Below are 17,237 nucleotides of genomic sequence, written 5' to 3' on the forward strand. Positions count from 1 at the left end.
GTCCGCGAAGGCCCGGCCCCGGCGGGCTCAGCCGGAGAGGGTGAGCAGGCCGTTGTCCACCACGGCCCGGCCGAAGGCGCGCGCGAGCTCGGCCAGGCGGGCCAGCTCCTCGTCGGAGAGCGCGGCGTACGCGGGCAGCGCCAGCTCGTCGGTGCGGTCCTCGATCCGCTGCCTGAGCGCCGCGCCCTCCTCGGTGAGCCCGTCACCGGCCAGCAGGCCGCGCCCGCGCAGCCTCTCCTCCGCCGCGGTCCACTCCTCCTCGGGCCAGTCGCGGCTGAACTTGAGGAACACCGTGGGGACGTGCCCGGTCGCGGCGTGCAGGACCAGCGCGTCCAGCGGGCCGACGCCCTCGGTCAGCAGGGTCGCGACGTGCCCGTCACCCCGGAACTCGCGAAGCAGCGTCTGGGCGTGCCAGAGCCGCAGGAGCGGCTCCGAGGGCCAGGGCAGCGCGGCGTGCGCGGCGAACAGCGGGCGCCCCTGGGGGTGCTCGCAGGCCCTCTCGGCGGCGCGGACGGCGAGCTCCGTCGTCTCCGCGAGAGTGTCGATCTCGTGGATCCCGGCCCGGCGCAGGGCTGCTCCGGCGGCTTCGAGACGGGCCGCGAGCACCTTCTCCGGCGTCGTGACCTGCCACGCCGCGGGAAGCGCGCGCCGTACGAGGGCGGGGTGGAAGTTGTAGAAGGTCGCGATGACCAGCTCGGCGGAGGCGGTGCCGAAGGCCGCGGCGCGGGAGGCGAAGTAGCCCGCCCGGCTGTCGAGGCCGAGCGCGGCGTAACGCTCGGTGGCCTCGGGCACGAAGTAGATCATTCCGTGGACGGGCTCCAGGCGGCGCCAGGATTGACGGGCCAGCTGGACGTCGGTCATCACGCCTCCGGGGAGTCGACGGAACGGGCCGTCCGGCCGGGGCCTCGGTCTCGCGCCGGGCGGAACCGGCGCCCCACACCCTCGAACCGACCAGTCGGTATCCGAAAACCTATTCCTACTCGCCAGTAGCCGTCAACGGCGGCGCGCCACGAAGACCCCCCAGCCGAGGTATCGCCTGCCGTACTCGACGTGCGAGCGGCGCGAGCGCTCCAGGAAGTCGCGCACTCCCCCGGCATCGGGGTCCTCGGGATTGTCGCGCAACCAGTCGCTCAGCGTCCACCACTGGCTCGCCATGTAGCGGTCCCAGCTGTCCTGGTCGGCGAGGACCATCTCCAGCACCTCGACCCCCGCCGCCTCGAACCGGTCGAACGTCCCCGCCAGCGAGGTGAAGTCGTCCGGGCCGAAGCCGAGCGACTCGTACGCCCCGACGGGCGGCTCGGAACTCCAGTACGGCTCGCCGACGAGGAGGATCCCGTCGTCCTTCAGCGCGGGGAGCATCAGCTTGACCGTTCCCTCCAGTCCGCCGCCGATCCAGGTCGCCCCGAGGCAGGACACGACGTCGAACGCCCCCGCCTGCGCCCGGTAGGCCCCGGCGTCGCCCTTCTCCAGGCGGACGCGATCGGCCACCCCGAGCTCCTCGGCCCTGGCCCGCGCCGCGTCGAGGAAGACGTCGCTGATGTCGACGCCGACCCCCTTGATCCCGTGTCCGAGCGACCACTGGCAGAGCATCTCCGCCTTGCCGCAGCACAGGTCCAGCAAGTGTGTGCCCGGCCGGAGCCTGGCGACCTCGCCGAGCAGCGCCAGCTTGTCGTGGGTGAACGGGTTGAGGATGCGATGGCCGCCCTCGGCGATCTCGTGAAAGCGCAGTGACATGGCCGCCATGTTCACCCGGCGGGGAGCCGCCGGACAACCGGTTATCGCCGCGCCCCCTGCCGGCCCACGGGAGCGCGACCGGGCGAGGACGGGGGACGCGCGCTGAGGCGACTCGACGGAGACGGGATCCGGGGGTTGCGGCTGACACGGTGTCAGCCCCTATACCTGAGAGCACCATGTTCAGTATCGGAGAGTTCTCCCAGCTCGGCCAGGTGTCGGTGCGCATGTTGCGGCACTACGACGCGATCGGCCTGCTCCGGCCCGCCCATGTCGACCCGGCCGGCGGACACCGCTTCTACCGGGCCGACCAGCTGTCGCGGCTCAACCGCGTCATCGCCCTGAAGGACCTCGGTCTCACCCTGCGCCAGATCGGCTTGATCCTGGACGAGCGGGTCGACGCCGCGGAGCTGTACGGGATGCTGCGGCTGCGCCGCGCCGAGCTGGAGGAGCGGATCGCGGCGGACACGGCCCGGCTCGTCCGGGTGGAGGTACGGCTCGCGACGATCATCAAGGAAGGTCACATGCACCCCGAAGAGGTTCTTCTCAAGCCGATCCCCTCGACGCGCGTGGCGGAGCTCACCGCCGTCGCGGCCGGCTACGACGGCGAGGACATCGGCCCCGTCATCCAGCCGCTCTTCGCCGACCTGTGCCGGCGCGTCGACGCCGCCGGCGTGAAGGTCACCGGATACGGCATCGCCCGCTACGAGGCCGAGGCCGACGGCCGGGTGACCGTGCACGCCGGGCTGGAGGTCGCCGCGGAGACGGGCGACGAGCACGACTTCGCGGTCGTGGACCTGCCGGAGATCGAGCAGGCCGCCACGATCATCCACCGCGGTTCGATGGAGCAGGTGGGGCCGACGTTCCAGACTCTGGCCCACTGGATCGACGAGCACGGCTACCGCGGTGTCGGGCTGGCCAGGGAGGTCTCCATCGACTGCCCCGCGGGCGACCACGACAACTGGGTGACCGAACTGCAGATGACGGTGACGCGGGCCTGAGGACCAGGCGGGCGGCGACGCCACGGACCGCGTCCACACGAACGCGGTCACAGCTGTGAACACGGGCAACGAACGCGGTCGCAGCTGTAACCACGGACGACGAACGCGGTCACAGCTGTGAACACGGACAACGAACCGGTCGCCGCGGTGAACACGGACGACGACCGCGAGGGGCGACCGCCACCCGCGGGCGACATCACGCGTCCGTGGTGACCAGGTCGCCGAGGCGGCGGACGTTCTGCTCGAACTTGCGCCTGAGCATGCGTTCGAGCATGGGAGCGCGCAGGCGCAGCAGGCCGGGGAGCTTGAGCCGGAACCACATGGTCACCCGGCACCGGTCGTCGTTCAGGGGCACGACCGACCTGCCGCCCTCGACGTCGATCCCCGACGTCCCCCGCCAGAGGAACTCCCTGCCGGGCACCACCGACGTCACCAGGCCGCTGATGTAGAAGCCGCGTCCGGCGAAACGCATGGTCTCGTCGGTGGTGGTGCCCGGGACGACGAGACCCGGCGGGTCGGGCGCCATCGTGGTCACGCCCGCACGCCACCGGGGATCCTGGCCGAAGTCGGCGACGATCCGCCATATCTCGGCCGCGGGACGGTCTATGTCGATCGACACGCTCAACTCGATCACAGGCCGTACACGATCCCCGTCAGCCGCTCGGACGCCGCCCGTGGGCGGGCCTGGACGGCGAGCACCTGGGCGGCCTCCGGACGGGGACCGGTGCCGGAACCGGTGACGGTCACGACCCGCCGTGACCGGCCGGGGACCTCGACCTCGGTCCAGCGGTCACCGGCCATCGACCTGCTCTTTCCCATTAAGCGAAATTAGTCGACAAACCATATCTAATCCACATTTGTCATGAATAGTAACTAAAAAGGGTTTTCGGGGTCGGCCCGGCGGTCGTGCCCGCACCCGGCGCACCGGCCGTGCGCGGTGACCCGCGATCACGGCCGATCAGAGCCGGCGCCGGGATCACGCCTGGTCGGAGTCAGTGGCGTCAGTGGCGTCGGTGGAGTCGGTGGAGTCGGGAACACGGATGGTGATGCCGCCGGGCACGACCTTGGCCTTGAGCTCGGTGACGGTGCCCTTGGCGCCGCCGTCCAGTTCGTAGGTCATGGGGGTGGCGAACGTGGCGGTCACCTTGCGTGCCCGGGACATCCGGACGAACGGCGACTCGTCGGACCGCCCCACGCTCATCCGGCCGAGCACGCGGGCCCACTGGATCGGCCCCGTCGCGGTGGTCACGCCGATCTCCAGCCATCCGTCGTCGGGACGCGCGTCGTCGAACGCCTCGATGCCGCCGGTGATGGTGCCGACGTTGCCCAGCAGCAGGCAGCTCGCCTCGCCCTCGAACCACGTCACACCGTCGATCTTGACCTCCATCTGCACGAGCTCCCCCCGGACGTGGCGCAGCCCCGTCCAGACGTACGCCACGCGCCCCAGGCGGTCCTTCAGTCCCCGGTCGGCGTCCTCGATCATCGCCGCGTCGAATCCGACCCCGGCCATGACGGCGAAGTGCTCCCCGTTGACCTTGCCGAGATCCAGCTTCCGGCTCTCGCCGTGGAAGGCGATGTGCACGGCCTTGGGCAGGTCCTCGGGAATGCCCAGGTTCTGCGCGAAGAGGTTCGCCGTTCCTGCGGGAAGGATGCCGACCGTGACGCCGGAGCCCGCGAGCGTGTCCACGCAGCGCTGCACCATGCCGTCGCCGCCCCACACCAGGACCAGGTCGGCCCCTTCCTTCAACGCCTTCTTCGCCTTCTTCGGTGCCTTCTTGCTCTTGGGCACCTCGTACCAGAGCAGCTTGCCGACCCCCTCGTCGGCGAGGAGCCTGCGCAGCTCGTCCAGCCCTCCGCCGAACGTCTTCCTCTGGTGGGCGATCACCGCGACCGTGCCGACCTTCTGCTTCCGGGGCAGCATCTGACCTCCTGTAACACCACGTCGGATACGTCGAACAGCACCGCGTCGGATACCTCGACGGCTGCCCTCACCCCGGGGCGGCAAACGTCGCCCCCTCGCTCCGGGAACGGACGCCCCCGCCGCGCGCGCCCAGCTCGCGCCCCGTTTCCTCCGTTTCCCGAGCGCTCCGCCAGTTCGGCCAATCGGTGAGGAACGGATCCCGGGAGTCACTATCGTCACACCTATGGAGCAACTGGCGTTCGCCTCGACCACCCTGGTCAACTTCAAGGACGGGACCTACCGCTGGGTGGATGTGAAGCACTTCCGCCTCGCCACCCCGCAGGACGACGAACCGCTGCTCACCGCGCTGCTCTCCCACCAGCTGTACCGGGACGACTACCTGGGCTCCGACTCCTGGAAGGACGGCGGACCGGTGCACGGCCCCTACCGCCTCGACGCGCTCTCCGCCGCCTCGTTCGAGAAGGTCGGCCAGGAGGCCGCCTGCGCCACGATCCGCACCTGGGCCGGCAGGTACGCCGACCTCCCCGAGACGATCGCCCACGATCTGGAGGCCGAGGTCTACCCGCTGATCCGCGCGGCCACCTCCCGCTACCGCCTCCGCGACCTCGACGAGGCGGCCCGCGACGACGACCTGGGATGGATTCTCGGCGAGTTCCACGAACTCGTCCTGATCGACCGGAACGAGGACTCCCTGACCGTCGTCGTCGCCTCCGACGACTGATCCGGCCCCTGGGTCGTGGTTCCTGTTCGTCGCCCTGCCCGGCCCGCTCCAGCCGTCAGGAGCGCCGGTCAGCGGTTCTCTCGTCCGCCCGACGCGAAAACGATCCCGGTGGGCTTGGACGCGAGCCTCAGACCCGCGGATTCCGAAACCGCCCAGCCCACCGAGACAGCCCCTGAGCGAAGCGAAGCGGGGGGCGTGGGGGCGAAGCCCCCACCCCGGGGGGCTCGGGGGGTCGCCCCCCCGGCAGAGACGACGAAGGGGCCCGCGGGAAGCAGGCTATGCCTGCGAACAGCGGACCCCAGTCACCGAAGTGGAGCTATGGGGATTCGAACCCCAGACCTCCTCCATGCCATGGAGGCGCGCTACCAGCTGCGCCATAGCCCCTTGCGATGCAGATGAAATCCTAACCGACTCGGGACAGTCCTCGCGCCTTCATTCCGGTCACGAGCGCGACGACGGCGGAGCCCACCGCGCTCGCGGTGATGATGCCGAAGGAGATCACGTACGCGTCGCGGGAGGGGACGGAGGTCCCGGCGATGGTGACGGAGGTGAGGAGGGCCGAGGTCGCGGCCCCGGAGACGCTGCCGCCGATGGAGCGGACCAGGGAGTTGATGCCGCTGGCGATGCCGCTCTGGTCCATGGGCACGTGCTGCACGGCCAGCGCCCCCAGCGCGGCGTAGCCGATGCCGAATCCCAGCCCCTGCACGGCGTTGGAGCCGATCAGATGGAGCACCGAGTCGTTGAAGAAGGTGAACCAGCCGAATCCGGCCGCGCACAGGCCGGCGCCGAGGGCGAGGGAGTAGGCGGGGCCGAGCCGGGTGGAGAGGCGGCCCGCCATGAAGGAGGCGAGGAGCATGGTCACGGTGCTGGGCAGGGCGTAGACGCCGACGTCGAGGACCGACCCGCCGAAGCCGTAACCGGCGGACGGGGGCGTCTGGATGAAGCTGGAGATCAGGGTGAAGGAGCCGAACATGGCGAAGCCCAGGAGCATCGAGGCCAGGTTGGCCGGCAGGGACCGGCGGCCGACGAGCAGGTGCAACCGGATCATCGGCGCCCGGAGCCGCATCTGGCTGAAGACCCAGACGGCGCAGAACAGGACCGCGCCCGCGAACAGCCCGACGACGGTTCCCGAGCCCCATCCCCAGTCGTTGCCCTTGGAGATCGCCAGCAGCAGGCAGACGAGCCAGACCGACAGCAGCGCCGCGCCGACGAGGTCGGGGCGGCCGCCGGCGCCGGCCCCGCCGTCGTGGGCGCTGAGCGCGATGAGGACGATCGCGGCCGCCGCGAGTCCCGCGGTGATCCAGAAGACCGGGTGGTGGCTGGGGGTGCGGTCGGCGATCAGGCCGGTGACGATCATGCCGAGGCTGCCGCCGACGCCCATGGTGGCGCTGACCACCCCGATGGCCGTCATCACCCTGGCGGGCGGGAAACCGTCCTTGATCATGCCGATGGCCAGCGGGATCAGCGCGGCCGACGCCCCCTGCAGGGCCCGCCCGGCGATCAGCACGGGGAGGGTTTCGGACAGCGCGCAGACCACCGAGCCCAGGACGAGCAGGCCGACGGTGAACAGGATCATCCGCTTCTTGCCGTACATGTCGCCGAGGCGCGACAGCAGTGGCGTGGCCACCGCGGCGGCGAGCAGCGAGGCGGTGAAGACCCAGGTGACCTCGGCCACCGACGCGCCGAAGGTGACCATCAGCCGGGGCAGCAGCGGGATGACCACGGTCTGCTGGACGGAGACGACCATCCCGGCCATGGAGAGCGCCACCAGGGTCAGCCAGAGATGCCCGCCCTGCCGCGTGGCGCCCGGTTCGGCAAGGGTCGTTCCCGTCACTGCCCGCTCCTCCGCTGTCGACTTCCGCCCTCGCATGGTAGAGGGTCGCTGTAAACAACCGTTTACCGGGTCGTGTCACACCGGGGCGCCGTGATACGTCTGTCTCCCTATGGCCGTTGAGCGTTTCGAAGAGCACCGCGACCTGCTCACCGGGGTCGCCTACCGGATCCTGGGCAGCGTGACCGACGCCGAGGACGTCGTCCAGGAGGCGTGGCTGCGCTGGTCGGGAGTGGACGTCTCCCGGGTGGAGGACGACCGGGCCTACCTGGTCAGGGTCGTGACGCGGCTCTCCATCGACCGGCTGCGGCGGGTGAGGGCCCGGCGTGAGGCCTACGTCGGGTCGTGGCTGCCGGAGCTGATCGTCACCCCGGACGTGGCCGAGCACGCCGAGCTGGCCGGCTCGGTGGAGCTCGCGCTGCTCGTGGTGCTGGAGACCCTGTCCCCGCTGGAGCGCGCGGTGTTCGTGCTGCGGGAGGCGTTCGGCATGCCGTACGCGGAGATCGGCGAGGTGATCGAGCGCAGCGAGGCGGCGACCCGGCAGCTCGCCCGGCGCGGCAGGGAGCACGTCCAGGAGGGCAGACCGAGGTTCGAGGTGGACCGGGGGCTGCGGCGCAGGCTCACCGAGCGGTTCGCCGAGGCGGCCGTGGGCGGTGACCTGGGGGCGCTGACCGCGATGCTCGCCGAGGACGCGTCGCTGGTCAGCGACGGCGGAGGCAAGGCTAAGGCCCCGCTGCGGACCATCACCGGCGCGGGCAGGGTGGCGCGTTTCCTGTCCTCGATCACGTCCGGGGACCGCCCTCGGGCCTTCATGGAGAGCATCGGCGCCGGACCGGTCTCCGGCTTCGGCGTGGAGATCGCGGAGGTGAACGGCGGACCGGCCGTGGTGGTGACCGCGGACGGCCGGCCGGTCACGGTGTTCTCCCTGGTGGTCGAGGACGGTCTGATCAGGACCGTCTTCCTGGTGACGAACCCGGAGAAGCTCTCCCGTCTGTGACCTCCCCCGGAGAAGACCGGGCGGGGATGTCACGAACGGCGTCCTTCGATCCGTCGTACGGGCATGACACGAGAGACGCGACAGATCAGCATCGTCGGCGGCGGGCTCGCCGGCCTCACCGCGGCCATCGCGTGCGCCGAGGGCGGCGCACGGGTCACCCTCCACGAGGCGCACCGGGAGCTGGGCGGCCGGGCCCGCAGCACCGCCGCGCCGTACGTCGCCAATCAGGGCACCCACGTCTTCTACTCCGACGGCGAGCCGTGGCGCTGGCTGGCGGCCAGGGGGCTGGTCCGGCCGTACACCAGGCTCGCGCCGGGCATGCTCGCCAGGAGCAGGTTCCGCCACGGCGGCCGGCTGTCGGGCCTGCCGCCCTGGTCTCTGCTGAAGGCGCTCGCCGGGCGGCGGCTGCGGGCACCGGTGGACGAGGACTTCGGGACCTGGGCCACCCGTCGTTTCGGCGAGGAGGGCATGCGGGCCGTCGCCGGGCTGGTCGGCGTGATCACCTATGACGCGGACCCCGGGCGGCTGTCGGCGGCGTTCGTCTGGGAGCGGGCGCTGCGGGCGACCGCGCCGAGGTATCCGGCACCGCGCTACGTCACCGGCGGCTGGGGACGGGTGATCGACCGGATGGCCGTCCACGCGCGCGGCCTGGGCGTGCGGATCGAGACCGGCTCGCGGGTGGACCGCCTGCCCGAGGGTGCCCCCGTGATCGTGGCGACCTCGCTGGACGCCGCCAGGACGCTGCTCGGCGACGAGTCGCTGCGCTGGGAGAGCGGCAGGGCCGTCCTGCTCGACCTCGGCGTCCGCGCGAGCGCCGGCGACCTCTTCCTCGTCTCCGACCTGGACGAGGGAGGTTTCATGGAGCGGTACAGCCTGCCGGACCCCTCGCTCGCCCCGGACGGGCACAGCCTCTGCCAGCTGCAGATGCCGGTCAGGCCGGGCGAGACGAAGGCGGAGGCGATCTCCAGGGCGGAGCGGGTGGCCGATCTCGGGCTTCCCGGCTGGCGGGAGCGGACGACCTGGCGGCAGGAGGCCGCGTGCAACGGCCGCACCGGTGCCCTGGACCTGCCGGGAGCCACCTGGCGGGATCGGCCCGCGATCGGCCGGGGGGACGGCGTCTGGCTGATCGGTGACGCGGTGGCGGCTCCCGGCCTGCTCAGCGAGGTCTCCTCGCACAGCGCCCTGATCGCGGCGAAGGCCGCCCTGCGAGCCGTCTCCGGGGCGGGCGCCGCTCGAAGCCGCGCCTGACGGCGTGGCCGCGTCACCGCGTCACCGCGTCACCGCGTCACCACGTGACCGGGCAGTCGTTCACCGGGAGCGGTGGGAGCGGCCGCCCGACGCCCCGCGTCCTACGAACCGCCGGCGTACGGACCGGTGGTGGTGCGCATGGTCAGCTCGGAGCCGTCGGCGGACAGGTCCAGGGTCACGGAGATCGTGCCGAGCTCGGCGGTGCTCGACAGGTGCGTCCCCCCGCACGGGATGGAGACCTCGGCCTCGGGCAGGGCGCAGTGCCAGGTGCGCCGGGCGGTCAGCTCCGGGCCAGGGACGTCGATCCTGACGGCGGCGCCGGCCGCGATCCACGCCGTGAGCCGGTCGCCGGCCAGGCGGGCGATCTCCGGGAGTTCCTCGGCCAGTCCTTCGGTGACGAACCCCTTGCGGCGCAACGACTTGCCCAGCCGGTAGACGTCGTGGCTGCCGCCGGGCAGGATCCGCGAGGAGGCGATGGCGGTCTGGTCGAAGTCGGGATGGCCCAGCCCGTCGGCCGGCACCTCCTTGCGCCACCGTCCGGCCAGCGCCGCGTTGAGCGCGAGCGCGGCGAGGTGGCAGGCGGTGTGTCCCGCCGAGAGCGCGCGGCGGCCCGCGGCGTCGACCACCAGCTCGACCTCGCCGCCGGGCCCGGCGGCGGTGAGGCCGTCGCCGGCGAGCCCGCCGTCCGCGACGGGTTCGGCGGTGACGTGGACGACCAGCCAGTGCCAGCCGGGGGTACCCCGGCGCACCGGGATGTCCGCGCCCAGATGGACGGTCTCCTCGCCCTCGGCCACGGCTCCGGTCACGCAGTCGGTCACCGCGAGCCCGCCGATGGTCCCCGCGTCGGCCGGCTGGTCGGGCCAGGTGTGGTCCAGCGGGTGGAAAGGGGTCTCGGCCACGATGGTCCCGTACCCGTCCCCGACCGGCACGGTGGCGACGACGGCCGAACTCCCCCTGACCTCCCCGCCCGGGTAGGTGACCCGTGTCGAGTCCGTGATGGGCATCGACCCATTATGCCGGTACGGCTTGCGCCGCCCCCGCAGGGGCGCAAGCCGTACCGGTTCAGGGTGGATCAGCGCGCGAGGGCCCGCTCGTCCTCCAGGTAGCCCGGACGGCCCGCGTACCAGCCGGCCACGAGCTGGGCGGCGACCACCGCGAACAGCAGCAGGAACGGCAGCGTCCAGCCGCCGCTCGACTCGTGCATGACGCCGACGACCAGGGGCCCGGCACCCGCGATGAGGTATCCGGTGCTCTGCCCGAAGGCCGACAGCGCGGCCGTCGCCTCGGGGGTGCGGGTGCGCATGGCGAGCATGGTCAGCGCGAGCGGGAACGACCCCATGCCGATGCCGACCAGGCTGGCGAAGGCCCAGGCCAGGGCGGAGGGCCCGAGCCAGAGGCCGAGGAAACCGGCGGTGTAGAAGAGGACGAAGGCGACCACCACGGGCCTCTGGTCGGAGAACCTCGACGCGATCGAGGGCACGACGAGCGAGACCGGGATGCCGATCGCGGTGAAGACGCCCAGCACCAGACCCGCCTGCGAGGTGGTGTAACCGCCGTCGGTGAGCATCTTCGGCAGGAAGCCGAACATGATGTAGGCGACCATGCTCTGGGTGCCGAAGTAGGCGGCGACCGCCCAGGCCAGCCTGCTGCGGAGCAGGGCGCGGGCACCCGTTCCCCCGCTCGCTCCGTGCCGCTCCGGCTCACTGCGCGAGAGCGCAAGCCACGGAATGGCGGCGACGGCGGCGAACGCCCCCCACACCCCGAGGGCAACGTGCCAGTTGCCGTCGGTGGCCCGCTGGATGGGCACGGTCGCGGCGGCCGCGAGCATCGTGCCCACCGCGAGGGCGGTGGTGTAGACGGTGGTCATGGTCCCGGCCCGGCCGGGGAAGTGGCGCTTGATCAGGCTGGGGATGAGCACGTTGCCCACCGCACCGCCCGACAGCGCCAGGGCGCTGCTGTAGAGGAAGACCTCGGCCGAGCCCACCATCGATCGGATGAGCAGGCCCGCGCCGAGGACGATCAGGGCGAAGAGCAGCAGGCGGTGCTCTCCGACCTTCCTGGCCAGCGCGGGGGTGACCGCGCCGACCGAGGCGAAGATGAGCACGGGGAGCGTTGTGAGCAACCCGGCTCCGACGGCGGTCATGCCGAGACCAGAGGTGATCTGGTCGAGAACCGGCCCGACGCTCGTGACGGCGGTGCGCAGGTTCAGCGCCGCGAGAACGATTCCCAGCACGAGCAACCAGGCGAGGGAGCCTGTCGTTCCACCGGTGCGGCCCCTGGTCTGATGGGTGAGCACGCTCATGCTGGTTCCAGTCCTCCTCAGTGATTTCATCCAATCGTAGGATGATTGGCTGACCCCGACTGTAACAGGAGCGAAACCTTGATTTGTTCCTGACCGCATGCGCCGGATCGCAACCGGCGCGAATCGCTGACAACGTGAAAGCCGGGCCACGTCCCTGTTTACAGAACGTGACCCGGCTCTCTTACGCACCGGTGCGGCTCCCCGGCCTCCGGACGCCCGGAATCCCGGACGGTTCGGGCACCGGACGCCGGGGCGGCGACACCGGGCGCGCCTGCGCCGGGCGCGCGGTCCGGGGCCGGCCGGCGCCGGGGCGCGCGTCGCGAACGAGGATCACCGCCCGGTCAGGGCGGCGGGGCTTCGGGCGGGCGGCCCCGGCGGGCGGGCGTCAGATGCGCGGCCCCGGGGAGGGCGGCGGCTCCTCGCCGAGCCCGCGACCGGCCGGGGGCAGCGGCGTGCCACCGGGCGGGGGCAGCCCCGGGTCCGACGGGTAGGACTGGCCCACCGTGCGCGGGGGCGGTGAGGGCACGGCGTCGTCGAGGCCGTAGCCGCCTCCCGTCCCGGTACGGGGCTCATCCAGGTCCCGGTCGCCCAGCCTCCCGTCACCGGCGTCGCCGCGCTCGTGCGGGGCGGGCACGTCGCCGCGCCACGCGCCGGTCTCGCCGCCGCGCGACTCGATGAAGGTCTTGAAACGCTCCATGTCGCCGCGGACGCGCAGGCGGACGATCTGCAGCCAGTCACCCACGGTCTCGACGAACCCCTCGGGGTCGTACTCCATCTGCAACGTGACCCGGGTGGTCTCGGGGCCGAGGTGGTGGAAGGTCACCACGCCCGCCTGGTGCGGCCGCTCGACCGACTTCCAGGCAACCCGCTCGTCCGGGTGCTGCTCGGTGATCTCCGCCTCGAACTCCCGGTGGACCCCCGCGATCTCGACGACCCAGGCCGTACGCGTGTCGCTCAACTGCTTGACCGACTCGACGCCTTCCATGAACTCGGGAAAGCTCTCGAACTGGGTCCACTGGTTGTACGCGGTCCGGATCGGGACGTTGACGTCGACGGACTGTTCAATCGAGCTCATGACCGTGCCTCCCTTGTGGTTCGGTTCGGGAGGCACACATGCCCGATGGGATGCGGGCCTAACTAGCGGCGCCGCAAAAGCCAGTAAAGCCCCAGGACAGGAAGAACAAGTGGGATAAATAGGTATCCACTTCCATAACCCGACCAAACCGTGGCACGAGGGAAGGCCTCGGGGTCGGCCATGCTGAGCGTGCCCACGACGAGCACCCCGGCCAGCTCGACACCGCAGGCGACCAGTGCCAGGGTCCTGTTCCCCCTGGCCAGCGCCACGGTGAGCACGACGTAGACGGCGGCGGCGAACGCCGACAGCGAGTAGGCCAGCGGGGCCTCATGGAACCGGGTGGCGATCTGCACGGCGGCGCGGGCTCCCGCGGCGAGGGCGAACACCCCGTAGAGCGCCACCAGCGCGCGTCCGGGCCCGGTGCCGATCGCCGGCTCGCTCACGGCAGTCCCTGCCAGACCTGGAGCATCCGCCCGACCATGCCGGGAATCGCGAAGCCCGCCACCGCGATCACCGCCGGACCCCAGCGCGAGCGCTCGCCGACCCCCCAGAACGCCGCCGCCGGCGGGATCACCAGGCTGCCCACCAGGTAGCCGACGAGCGTGGCCGTCTCCGCGGGCCCCTCGCCCCTCACCAGCGCGGCGATCACGAACCCGGCCTGGACGAGCAGGCCGAGTTCCAACACCCCGAGCGCGACGAGGAGCGTTCTCCCCATCGCCCGGTTCCTCGCCGTGCTGACGAGGCCGAAGATCCCGACCAGCAGCGACAGCAGGATCAGTCCGGTCGCGAGCGGGCCGATCATCGCGACCTCAGGACATCGAGAAGCATGGGCAGAAGGGTACTGCCCGGCCCCCTCGCCCCCCGCGCCGCGCCACGTACTCTGGGGCCGTGGAGAGGATCCTGGTCAGTGCCTGCCTGATGGGGCGGAGGGTCCGTTACGACGGGGCCGCCAAGACGAGCGGCGACGCGCTGCTGGCCGCGTGGCGGCGGGAGGGGCGGCTCGTCCCGTTCTGCCCCGAGGTCGAGGGCGGCCTGCCCGTCCCGCGCCCGGCCGCGGAGATCGAGGGCGGAGCCGGGGGCGAGGCGGTGCTGGCCGGGACGGCCCGGGTGCTGACCGCCGGGGGCGCCGACGTCACGGAGGCCTTCCTGGCCGGCGCGCGGGCGGCGCTCGCCGCCGCGCGGGCCCACGGTGCGAGGGTGGCGATCCTGAAGGAGGGCAGCCCCTCCTGCGGCAGCCTGACCGTTTACGACGGCGCCTTCGGCGGCAGGCGGGTGCCCGGCCACGGGGTCACCACCGCCCTGCTGGAACGGCACGGCGTCGCGGTCTTCGGCGAGGACCGCGTCGCCGAGGCCGCCGCGCGCCTGCGCGAACTCGGCGACCGGACCCCGGACCCGCGCGAGGAACGCCCCCGCGATCCCGGCGACCGGCACCCCGGCCCCTCCGAGGAGCACCCCCGCGATCCCGGCGCTCCCGCGGACCGGTTCTAGTACTCCCACAGGTCGGTGCGGTTCTCCCCTCCGATGCAGAAGACCGCCGAGCCGTGCTGTCCCTGGACGAGGTCGACCCGGATCCAGCCGGTGGCCGAGGCGACCTTGGCCTCGTAGCCCGCGTTGGGAGCGGCGGCGATCAGGCGGCACACGCCGTCCTCGATGGCGAACGAGACCGAACCGCCCTTGACGTTCACCACGCGCAGGTTCTCGGTGGAGATCGACTGCGTCCTGGTGGCCGTCGCCTTGGGCGCGGCGGACGACGAGGGGGCGGGGGCGGCCTGGGTCGCGGCGGGCCTGGACGGTGACCGGGACGGGGACGCCGACGGCCCGGGACGGGAGAGCCCGCTCTCCCGCGCGCGTACCGGCGTCGCGGCGGTCCTCGACGGGGAGCGGTCCGGCCGGGGCCCGGCGGCGTCCCGCGCGGACGAGGTGGGACGGGGCGCCGAGGTCCGGCCGGGCGCGGCGGAGGAGGCGATCGGCGTGCCGACGGCCTGCGGCCCCGTGGGCGCTCCCGGCGGGAGCGTCGAGTCTCCCGTACGGCCGATGGCGGCGTTCAGCGGTTCGATGCTCGCGTCGTCGAAGACCTCGCTGCGGAGCACGTCGCGGACGCCGAACCAGGCGACCGAGATCGCCAGGACGGTGGCCCCGCACCACACCGCTATGAATCCCAGCGTCTGACGCATGTCGTGAATTATTACGCCATATGTCTCACTGTTCACTACCGTTACGTGGCATGGCGACGGTTCTAGTGGTCGAAGACGACGAGTACGTACGATCCGCGATCATCCAGGAACTCAGCAGGCGCCAGCACGCCGTGCGCAGCGCGGGGCGTGCCCTCGACGCGCTGAGGGAGATCACCCAGAACCCCCCGGACGCGGTGGTCCTCGACCTCGGCCTGCCCGACCTGGACGGGGCGGAGGCGCTCAAGATGGTCCGCAGCGTCTCCAGCGTGCCGGTCATCGTGGCCACGGCCAGGGACAACGAGGCGGAGATCGTCCGCCTGCTCCAGGCGGGAGCCGACGACTACCTGGTCAAGCCGTTTTCCGGCGACCATCTGAACGCCCGTCTGGACGCCGTGCTGCGCCGGGCGCGGAGTGCGACCCCGCCCTCGGTACTGTGCGTCGGCGCGCTGTCGGTGGACCTCAACCGGCGCGAGGCCGGGCTGGACGGCGCCCCGCTCACCCTCACCAGGCGCGAGTTCGACCTTCTCGCCTACCTCGCCGCCCGCGCCGACCGGGTGGTCTCCCGCAAGGAACTGCTCACCGAGGTGTGGCAGCAGTCCTACGGGGACGACCAGACGATCGACGTCCACCTGTCCTGGCTGCGGCGCAAGCTCGGCGAGAGCGCCTCCTCCCCCCGCTACCTGCACACCGTGCGCGGCGTGGGGGTCATGCTGATCACACCGCCGTGAGGCGGACCCTGGCCCTGCTCACCGTCGCGGGAACCTCGATGGTCGCCCTGGCCTTCCTGATACCGCTCGGGCTCATCGTCAGGGAGATCGCTCACGGCCGGGCCATGGCCGAGGCGGAGCGGCAGGCGTCGGCGCTGGTCCCGGTGCTGGCCATCACCGTCGATCCGGACCGGCTGACCCACGCGCTGCTCAGCACCGGCGCGCGGGACCGGATCGCGGTCCACCTGCCCGGCGGCGGCTCGGCCGGCACCGTCAGGGCCCCCGCCGAGACCGTGGCCGCGGCCTCCCGGCTCACCCGGGCCATCACCGCGGAGATGGACACCGGCTACCTCCTGCTGCGCCCCGTCGCCCTGGACGGAGGCAGGACCGTGGTCATCGAGATCTTCATCCCGTCGGCGGACCTCACCCGGGGCGTCGCCTCGTCGTGGGCGGTGCTGAGCGGGGTGGCGGCGGTGCTCGTCGCCGGGTCGCTGCTGGTCGGCGACCGGCTGGGGGTACGCGTGGTGCGCTCGGCCCGGCGGCTGGGCCGGGCGGCGAGCGCCCTGGGCGCCGGGGACCTCAGTGTCCGCATCGAGCCCGAGGGCCCGCCCGAGCTGGTCGCGGCCGGCGAGGCGTTCAACAGCATGGCCGACCGCGTGACCCAGCTGCTGGCCGCCGAACGGGAGATGGCCGCCGACCTGTCGCACCGCCTGCGCACCCCCCTCACCGCGCTCCGGCTCAGCCTGGACCACCTGGGACCCGAGGCCGAGCAGAGCAGGAGCGCGCTGGGCCGCCTGGAGGTCGAGGTGGACCAGATCATCGCGGCGGCCAGGCAGCCCTCCCGCGCACCGGAACTCGTGCACTGCGACGCCGCCGAGGTGCTGCGCGAACGGCTGACCTTCTGGTCCGCGCTCGCCGAGGACCAGCGGCGCCCGTGGGAGCTGATCGGCGCCTCGGCCCCCGCGCGCGTCCCGGTCGCGGCCGCCGAGCTCAGCGCCGTGCTGGACGCCCTGCTCGGCAACGTCTTCCGGCACACCCCCGAGGGCACGGCGTTCACGGTGACCCTGCACCAGGGCGCGGGCACCGTCGGCATGCTGATCGCCGACGCCGGTCCCGGCATCCCCGATCCCGAGGCGGCGCTGCGGCGCGGGGCCAGCGGGGCGGGATCCACCGGGCTCGGCCTGGACATCGCCCGCAGGCTCGCGGAGTCCTCGGGCGGCACGCTGCGGATCGACGCCTCCTCCCTCGGCGGCGCCAGGGTCCAGCTCTGGTTCCGCACCGACCGGCACGACAGGCCCCCGCGTACCGCCCGGCGCCTGGTCGGCGGCCGCTGGCCGCGCAGGAACGCGGCGCGCTGAGAGACCCGTTCCGGGCCGCCGGGCCGAGGAGCACGCCGTACGCCGGTACGGGGCCCGGGGGACTGGGGGAAGGGCCACCCGGGCGTTGGTTAGGTCATCCGTAAACCCACCTTAAGTAAGGCTAAAACGAGCTGTTTCCCTCCTCCGACTGATCGATCATGGAGAGGAGCG

Annotated in this window: 18 protein-coding genes, 1 tRNA gene and 1 pseudogene; 7 read left to right on the forward strand and 13 right to left on the reverse strand. The window is 72.3% G+C overall.

The window, feature by feature from the left end; translation table 11 throughout:
• Nucleotides 1-27: 27 nt before the first annotated feature.
• On the reverse strand, nucleotides 28-861 hold the full coding sequence (locus tag AB0G15_RS34070; RefSeq protein WP_362847893.1) for a hypothetical protein: 834 nt from the start codon (nucleotides 859-861) through the stop codon (nucleotides 28-30).
• Between the two features lie 132 nt (nucleotides 862-993).
• Nucleotides 994-1,734 (reverse strand): methyltransferase domain-containing protein, encoded by a 741-nt coding sequence (locus tag AB0G15_RS34075; RefSeq protein ID WP_362847896.1) that lies wholly within the window; start codon nucleotides 1,732-1,734, stop codon nucleotides 994-996.
• A gap of 176 nt (nucleotides 1,735-1,910) precedes the next feature.
• On the opposite strand from AB0G15_RS34075, the gene AB0G15_RS34080 reads away from it, so the two are divergent.
• Nucleotides 1,911-2,732, forward strand: a complete 822-nt coding sequence (locus AB0G15_RS34080; protein ID WP_362847899.1) for a MerR family transcriptional regulator — start codon at nucleotides 1,911-1,913, stop codon at nucleotides 2,730-2,732.
• Nucleotides 2,733-2,928: 196 nt separating this feature from the next.
• Here the strand turns inward: AB0G15_RS34080 and AB0G15_RS34085 are convergent, their stop codons facing one another.
• From AB0G15_RS34085 to AB0G15_RS34095, 3 genes are all read right to left on the reverse strand, one after another.
• On the reverse strand, nucleotides 2,929-3,351 hold the full coding sequence (locus AB0G15_RS34085; protein ID WP_362847902.1) for an SRPBCC family protein: 423 nt from the start codon (nucleotides 3,349-3,351) through the stop codon (nucleotides 2,929-2,931).
• A gap of 11 nt (nucleotides 3,352-3,362) precedes the next feature.
• The gene (locus AB0G15_RS34090) at nucleotides 3,363-3,551 is read right to left on the reverse strand and encodes a hypothetical protein (protein ID WP_362847905.1); all 189 of its coding nucleotides are present in this window, start codon (nucleotides 3,549-3,551) and stop codon (nucleotides 3,363-3,365) included.
• 157 nt (nucleotides 3,552-3,708) lie between these two features.
• A complete protein-coding gene (locus AB0G15_RS34095) occupies nucleotides 3,709-4,653 on the reverse strand; it encodes a YegS/Rv2252/BmrU family lipid kinase (protein ID WP_362847907.1) in 945 nt (314 codons plus the stop codon).
• A 223-nt stretch (nucleotides 4,654-4,876) separates the two neighbouring features.
• Here AB0G15_RS34095 and AB0G15_RS34100 point away from each other — a divergent pair, with 223 nt between their 5' ends.
• Entirely contained in the window at nucleotides 4,877-5,374 is a 498-nt protein-coding gene (locus AB0G15_RS34100) for a hypothetical protein (protein WP_362847910.1), read from the forward strand.
• Nucleotides 5,375-5,685: 311 nt separating this feature from the next.
• Here the strand turns inward: AB0G15_RS34100 and AB0G15_RS34105 are convergent.
• Nucleotides 5,686-5,758: transfer RNA gene (locus AB0G15_RS34105), tRNA-Ala, on the reverse strand.
• 19 nt (nucleotides 5,759-5,777) lie between these two features.
• Nucleotides 5,778-7,208 (reverse strand): MFS transporter, encoded by a 1,431-nt coding sequence (locus AB0G15_RS34110; protein WP_362847913.1) that lies wholly within the window; start codon nucleotides 7,206-7,208, stop codon nucleotides 5,778-5,780.
• Nucleotides 7,209-7,317: 109 nt separating this feature from the next.
• Between AB0G15_RS34110 and sigJ the strand changes: the two genes are divergently transcribed.
• Together sigJ and AB0G15_RS34120 are read left to right on the forward strand one after the other, a co-directional pair.
• Nucleotides 7,318-8,202: an RNA polymerase sigma factor SigJ gene (sigJ, locus tag AB0G15_RS34115; protein WP_362847915.1), complete on the forward strand. Its 885-nt coding sequence runs from the start codon at nucleotides 7,318-7,320 to the stop codon at nucleotides 8,200-8,202.
• A gap of 63 nt (nucleotides 8,203-8,265) precedes the next feature.
• Entirely contained in the window at nucleotides 8,266-9,450 is a 1,185-nt protein-coding gene (locus AB0G15_RS34120) for an NAD(P)-binding protein (RefSeq protein ID WP_362847917.1), read from the forward strand.
• A 101-nt stretch (nucleotides 9,451-9,551) separates the two neighbouring features.
• On the opposite strand, the gene AB0G15_RS34125 is transcribed toward AB0G15_RS34120, so the two are convergent.
• From AB0G15_RS34125 to AB0G15_RS34145, 5 genes are all read right to left on the reverse strand, one after another.
• Nucleotides 9,552-10,454 (reverse strand): metal-dependent hydrolase, encoded by a 903-nt coding sequence (locus AB0G15_RS34125; RefSeq protein WP_362847921.1) that lies wholly within the window; start codon nucleotides 10,452-10,454, stop codon nucleotides 9,552-9,554.
• A 68-nt stretch (nucleotides 10,455-10,522) separates the two neighbouring features.
• Nucleotides 10,523-11,752, reverse strand: coding sequence for an MFS transporter (locus tag AB0G15_RS34130; RefSeq protein WP_362847924.1), 1,230 nt, complete (start codon nucleotides 11,750-11,752; stop codon nucleotides 10,523-10,525).
• 385 nt (nucleotides 11,753-12,137) lie between these two features.
• On the reverse strand, nucleotides 12,138-12,827 hold the full coding sequence (locus tag AB0G15_RS34135; RefSeq protein WP_362847927.1) for an SRPBCC family protein: 690 nt from the start codon (nucleotides 12,825-12,827) through the stop codon (nucleotides 12,138-12,140).
• 62 nt (nucleotides 12,828-12,889) lie between these two features.
• Nucleotides 12,890-13,270, reverse strand: a complete 381-nt coding sequence (locus tag AB0G15_RS34140; protein WP_362847930.1) for a hypothetical protein — start codon at nucleotides 13,268-13,270, stop codon at nucleotides 12,890-12,892.
• Nucleotides 13,267-13,629, reverse strand: a complete 363-nt coding sequence (locus AB0G15_RS34145) for a hypothetical protein (RefSeq protein WP_362847933.1) — start codon at nucleotides 13,627-13,629, stop codon at nucleotides 13,267-13,269. Before AB0G15_RS34145 ends, AB0G15_RS34140 begins: the two co-directional genes overlap by 4 nt.
• 86 nt (nucleotides 13,630-13,715) lie before the next feature.
• On the opposite strand from AB0G15_RS34145, the pseudogene AB0G15_RS34150 reads away from it, so the two are divergent.
• A pseudogene (locus AB0G15_RS34150) lies at nucleotides 13,716-14,201 on the forward strand (DUF523 domain-containing protein); the annotation flags it as partial.
• A gap of 110 nt (nucleotides 14,202-14,311) precedes the next feature.
• Here the strand turns inward: AB0G15_RS34150 and AB0G15_RS34155 are convergent.
• Entirely contained in the window at nucleotides 14,312-15,001 is a 690-nt protein-coding gene (locus AB0G15_RS34155) for a hypothetical protein (protein WP_362847936.1), read from the reverse strand.
• A 50-nt stretch (nucleotides 15,002-15,051) separates the two neighbouring features.
• Between AB0G15_RS34155 and AB0G15_RS34160 the strand changes: the two genes are divergently transcribed.
• Both AB0G15_RS34160 and AB0G15_RS34165 read left to right on the forward strand, forming a co-directional pair.
• Complete coding sequence (locus tag AB0G15_RS34160) at nucleotides 15,052-15,729, forward strand: response regulator transcription factor (RefSeq protein ID WP_362847939.1); 678 nt, start codon at nucleotides 15,052-15,054, stop codon at nucleotides 15,727-15,729.
• Complete coding sequence (locus tag AB0G15_RS34165) at nucleotides 15,726-17,066, forward strand: ATP-binding protein (protein ID WP_362847942.1); 1,341 nt, start codon at nucleotides 15,726-15,728, stop codon at nucleotides 17,064-17,066. Before AB0G15_RS34160 ends, AB0G15_RS34165 begins: the two co-directional genes overlap by 4 nt.
• Nucleotides 17,067-17,237: the final 171 nt, after the last annotated feature.

The sequence above is a fragment of the Streptosporangium sp. NPDC023825 genome (assembly GCF_040639575.1).
GTDB lineage: Bacteria > Actinomycetota > Actinomycetes > Streptosporangiales > Streptosporangiaceae > Streptosporangium.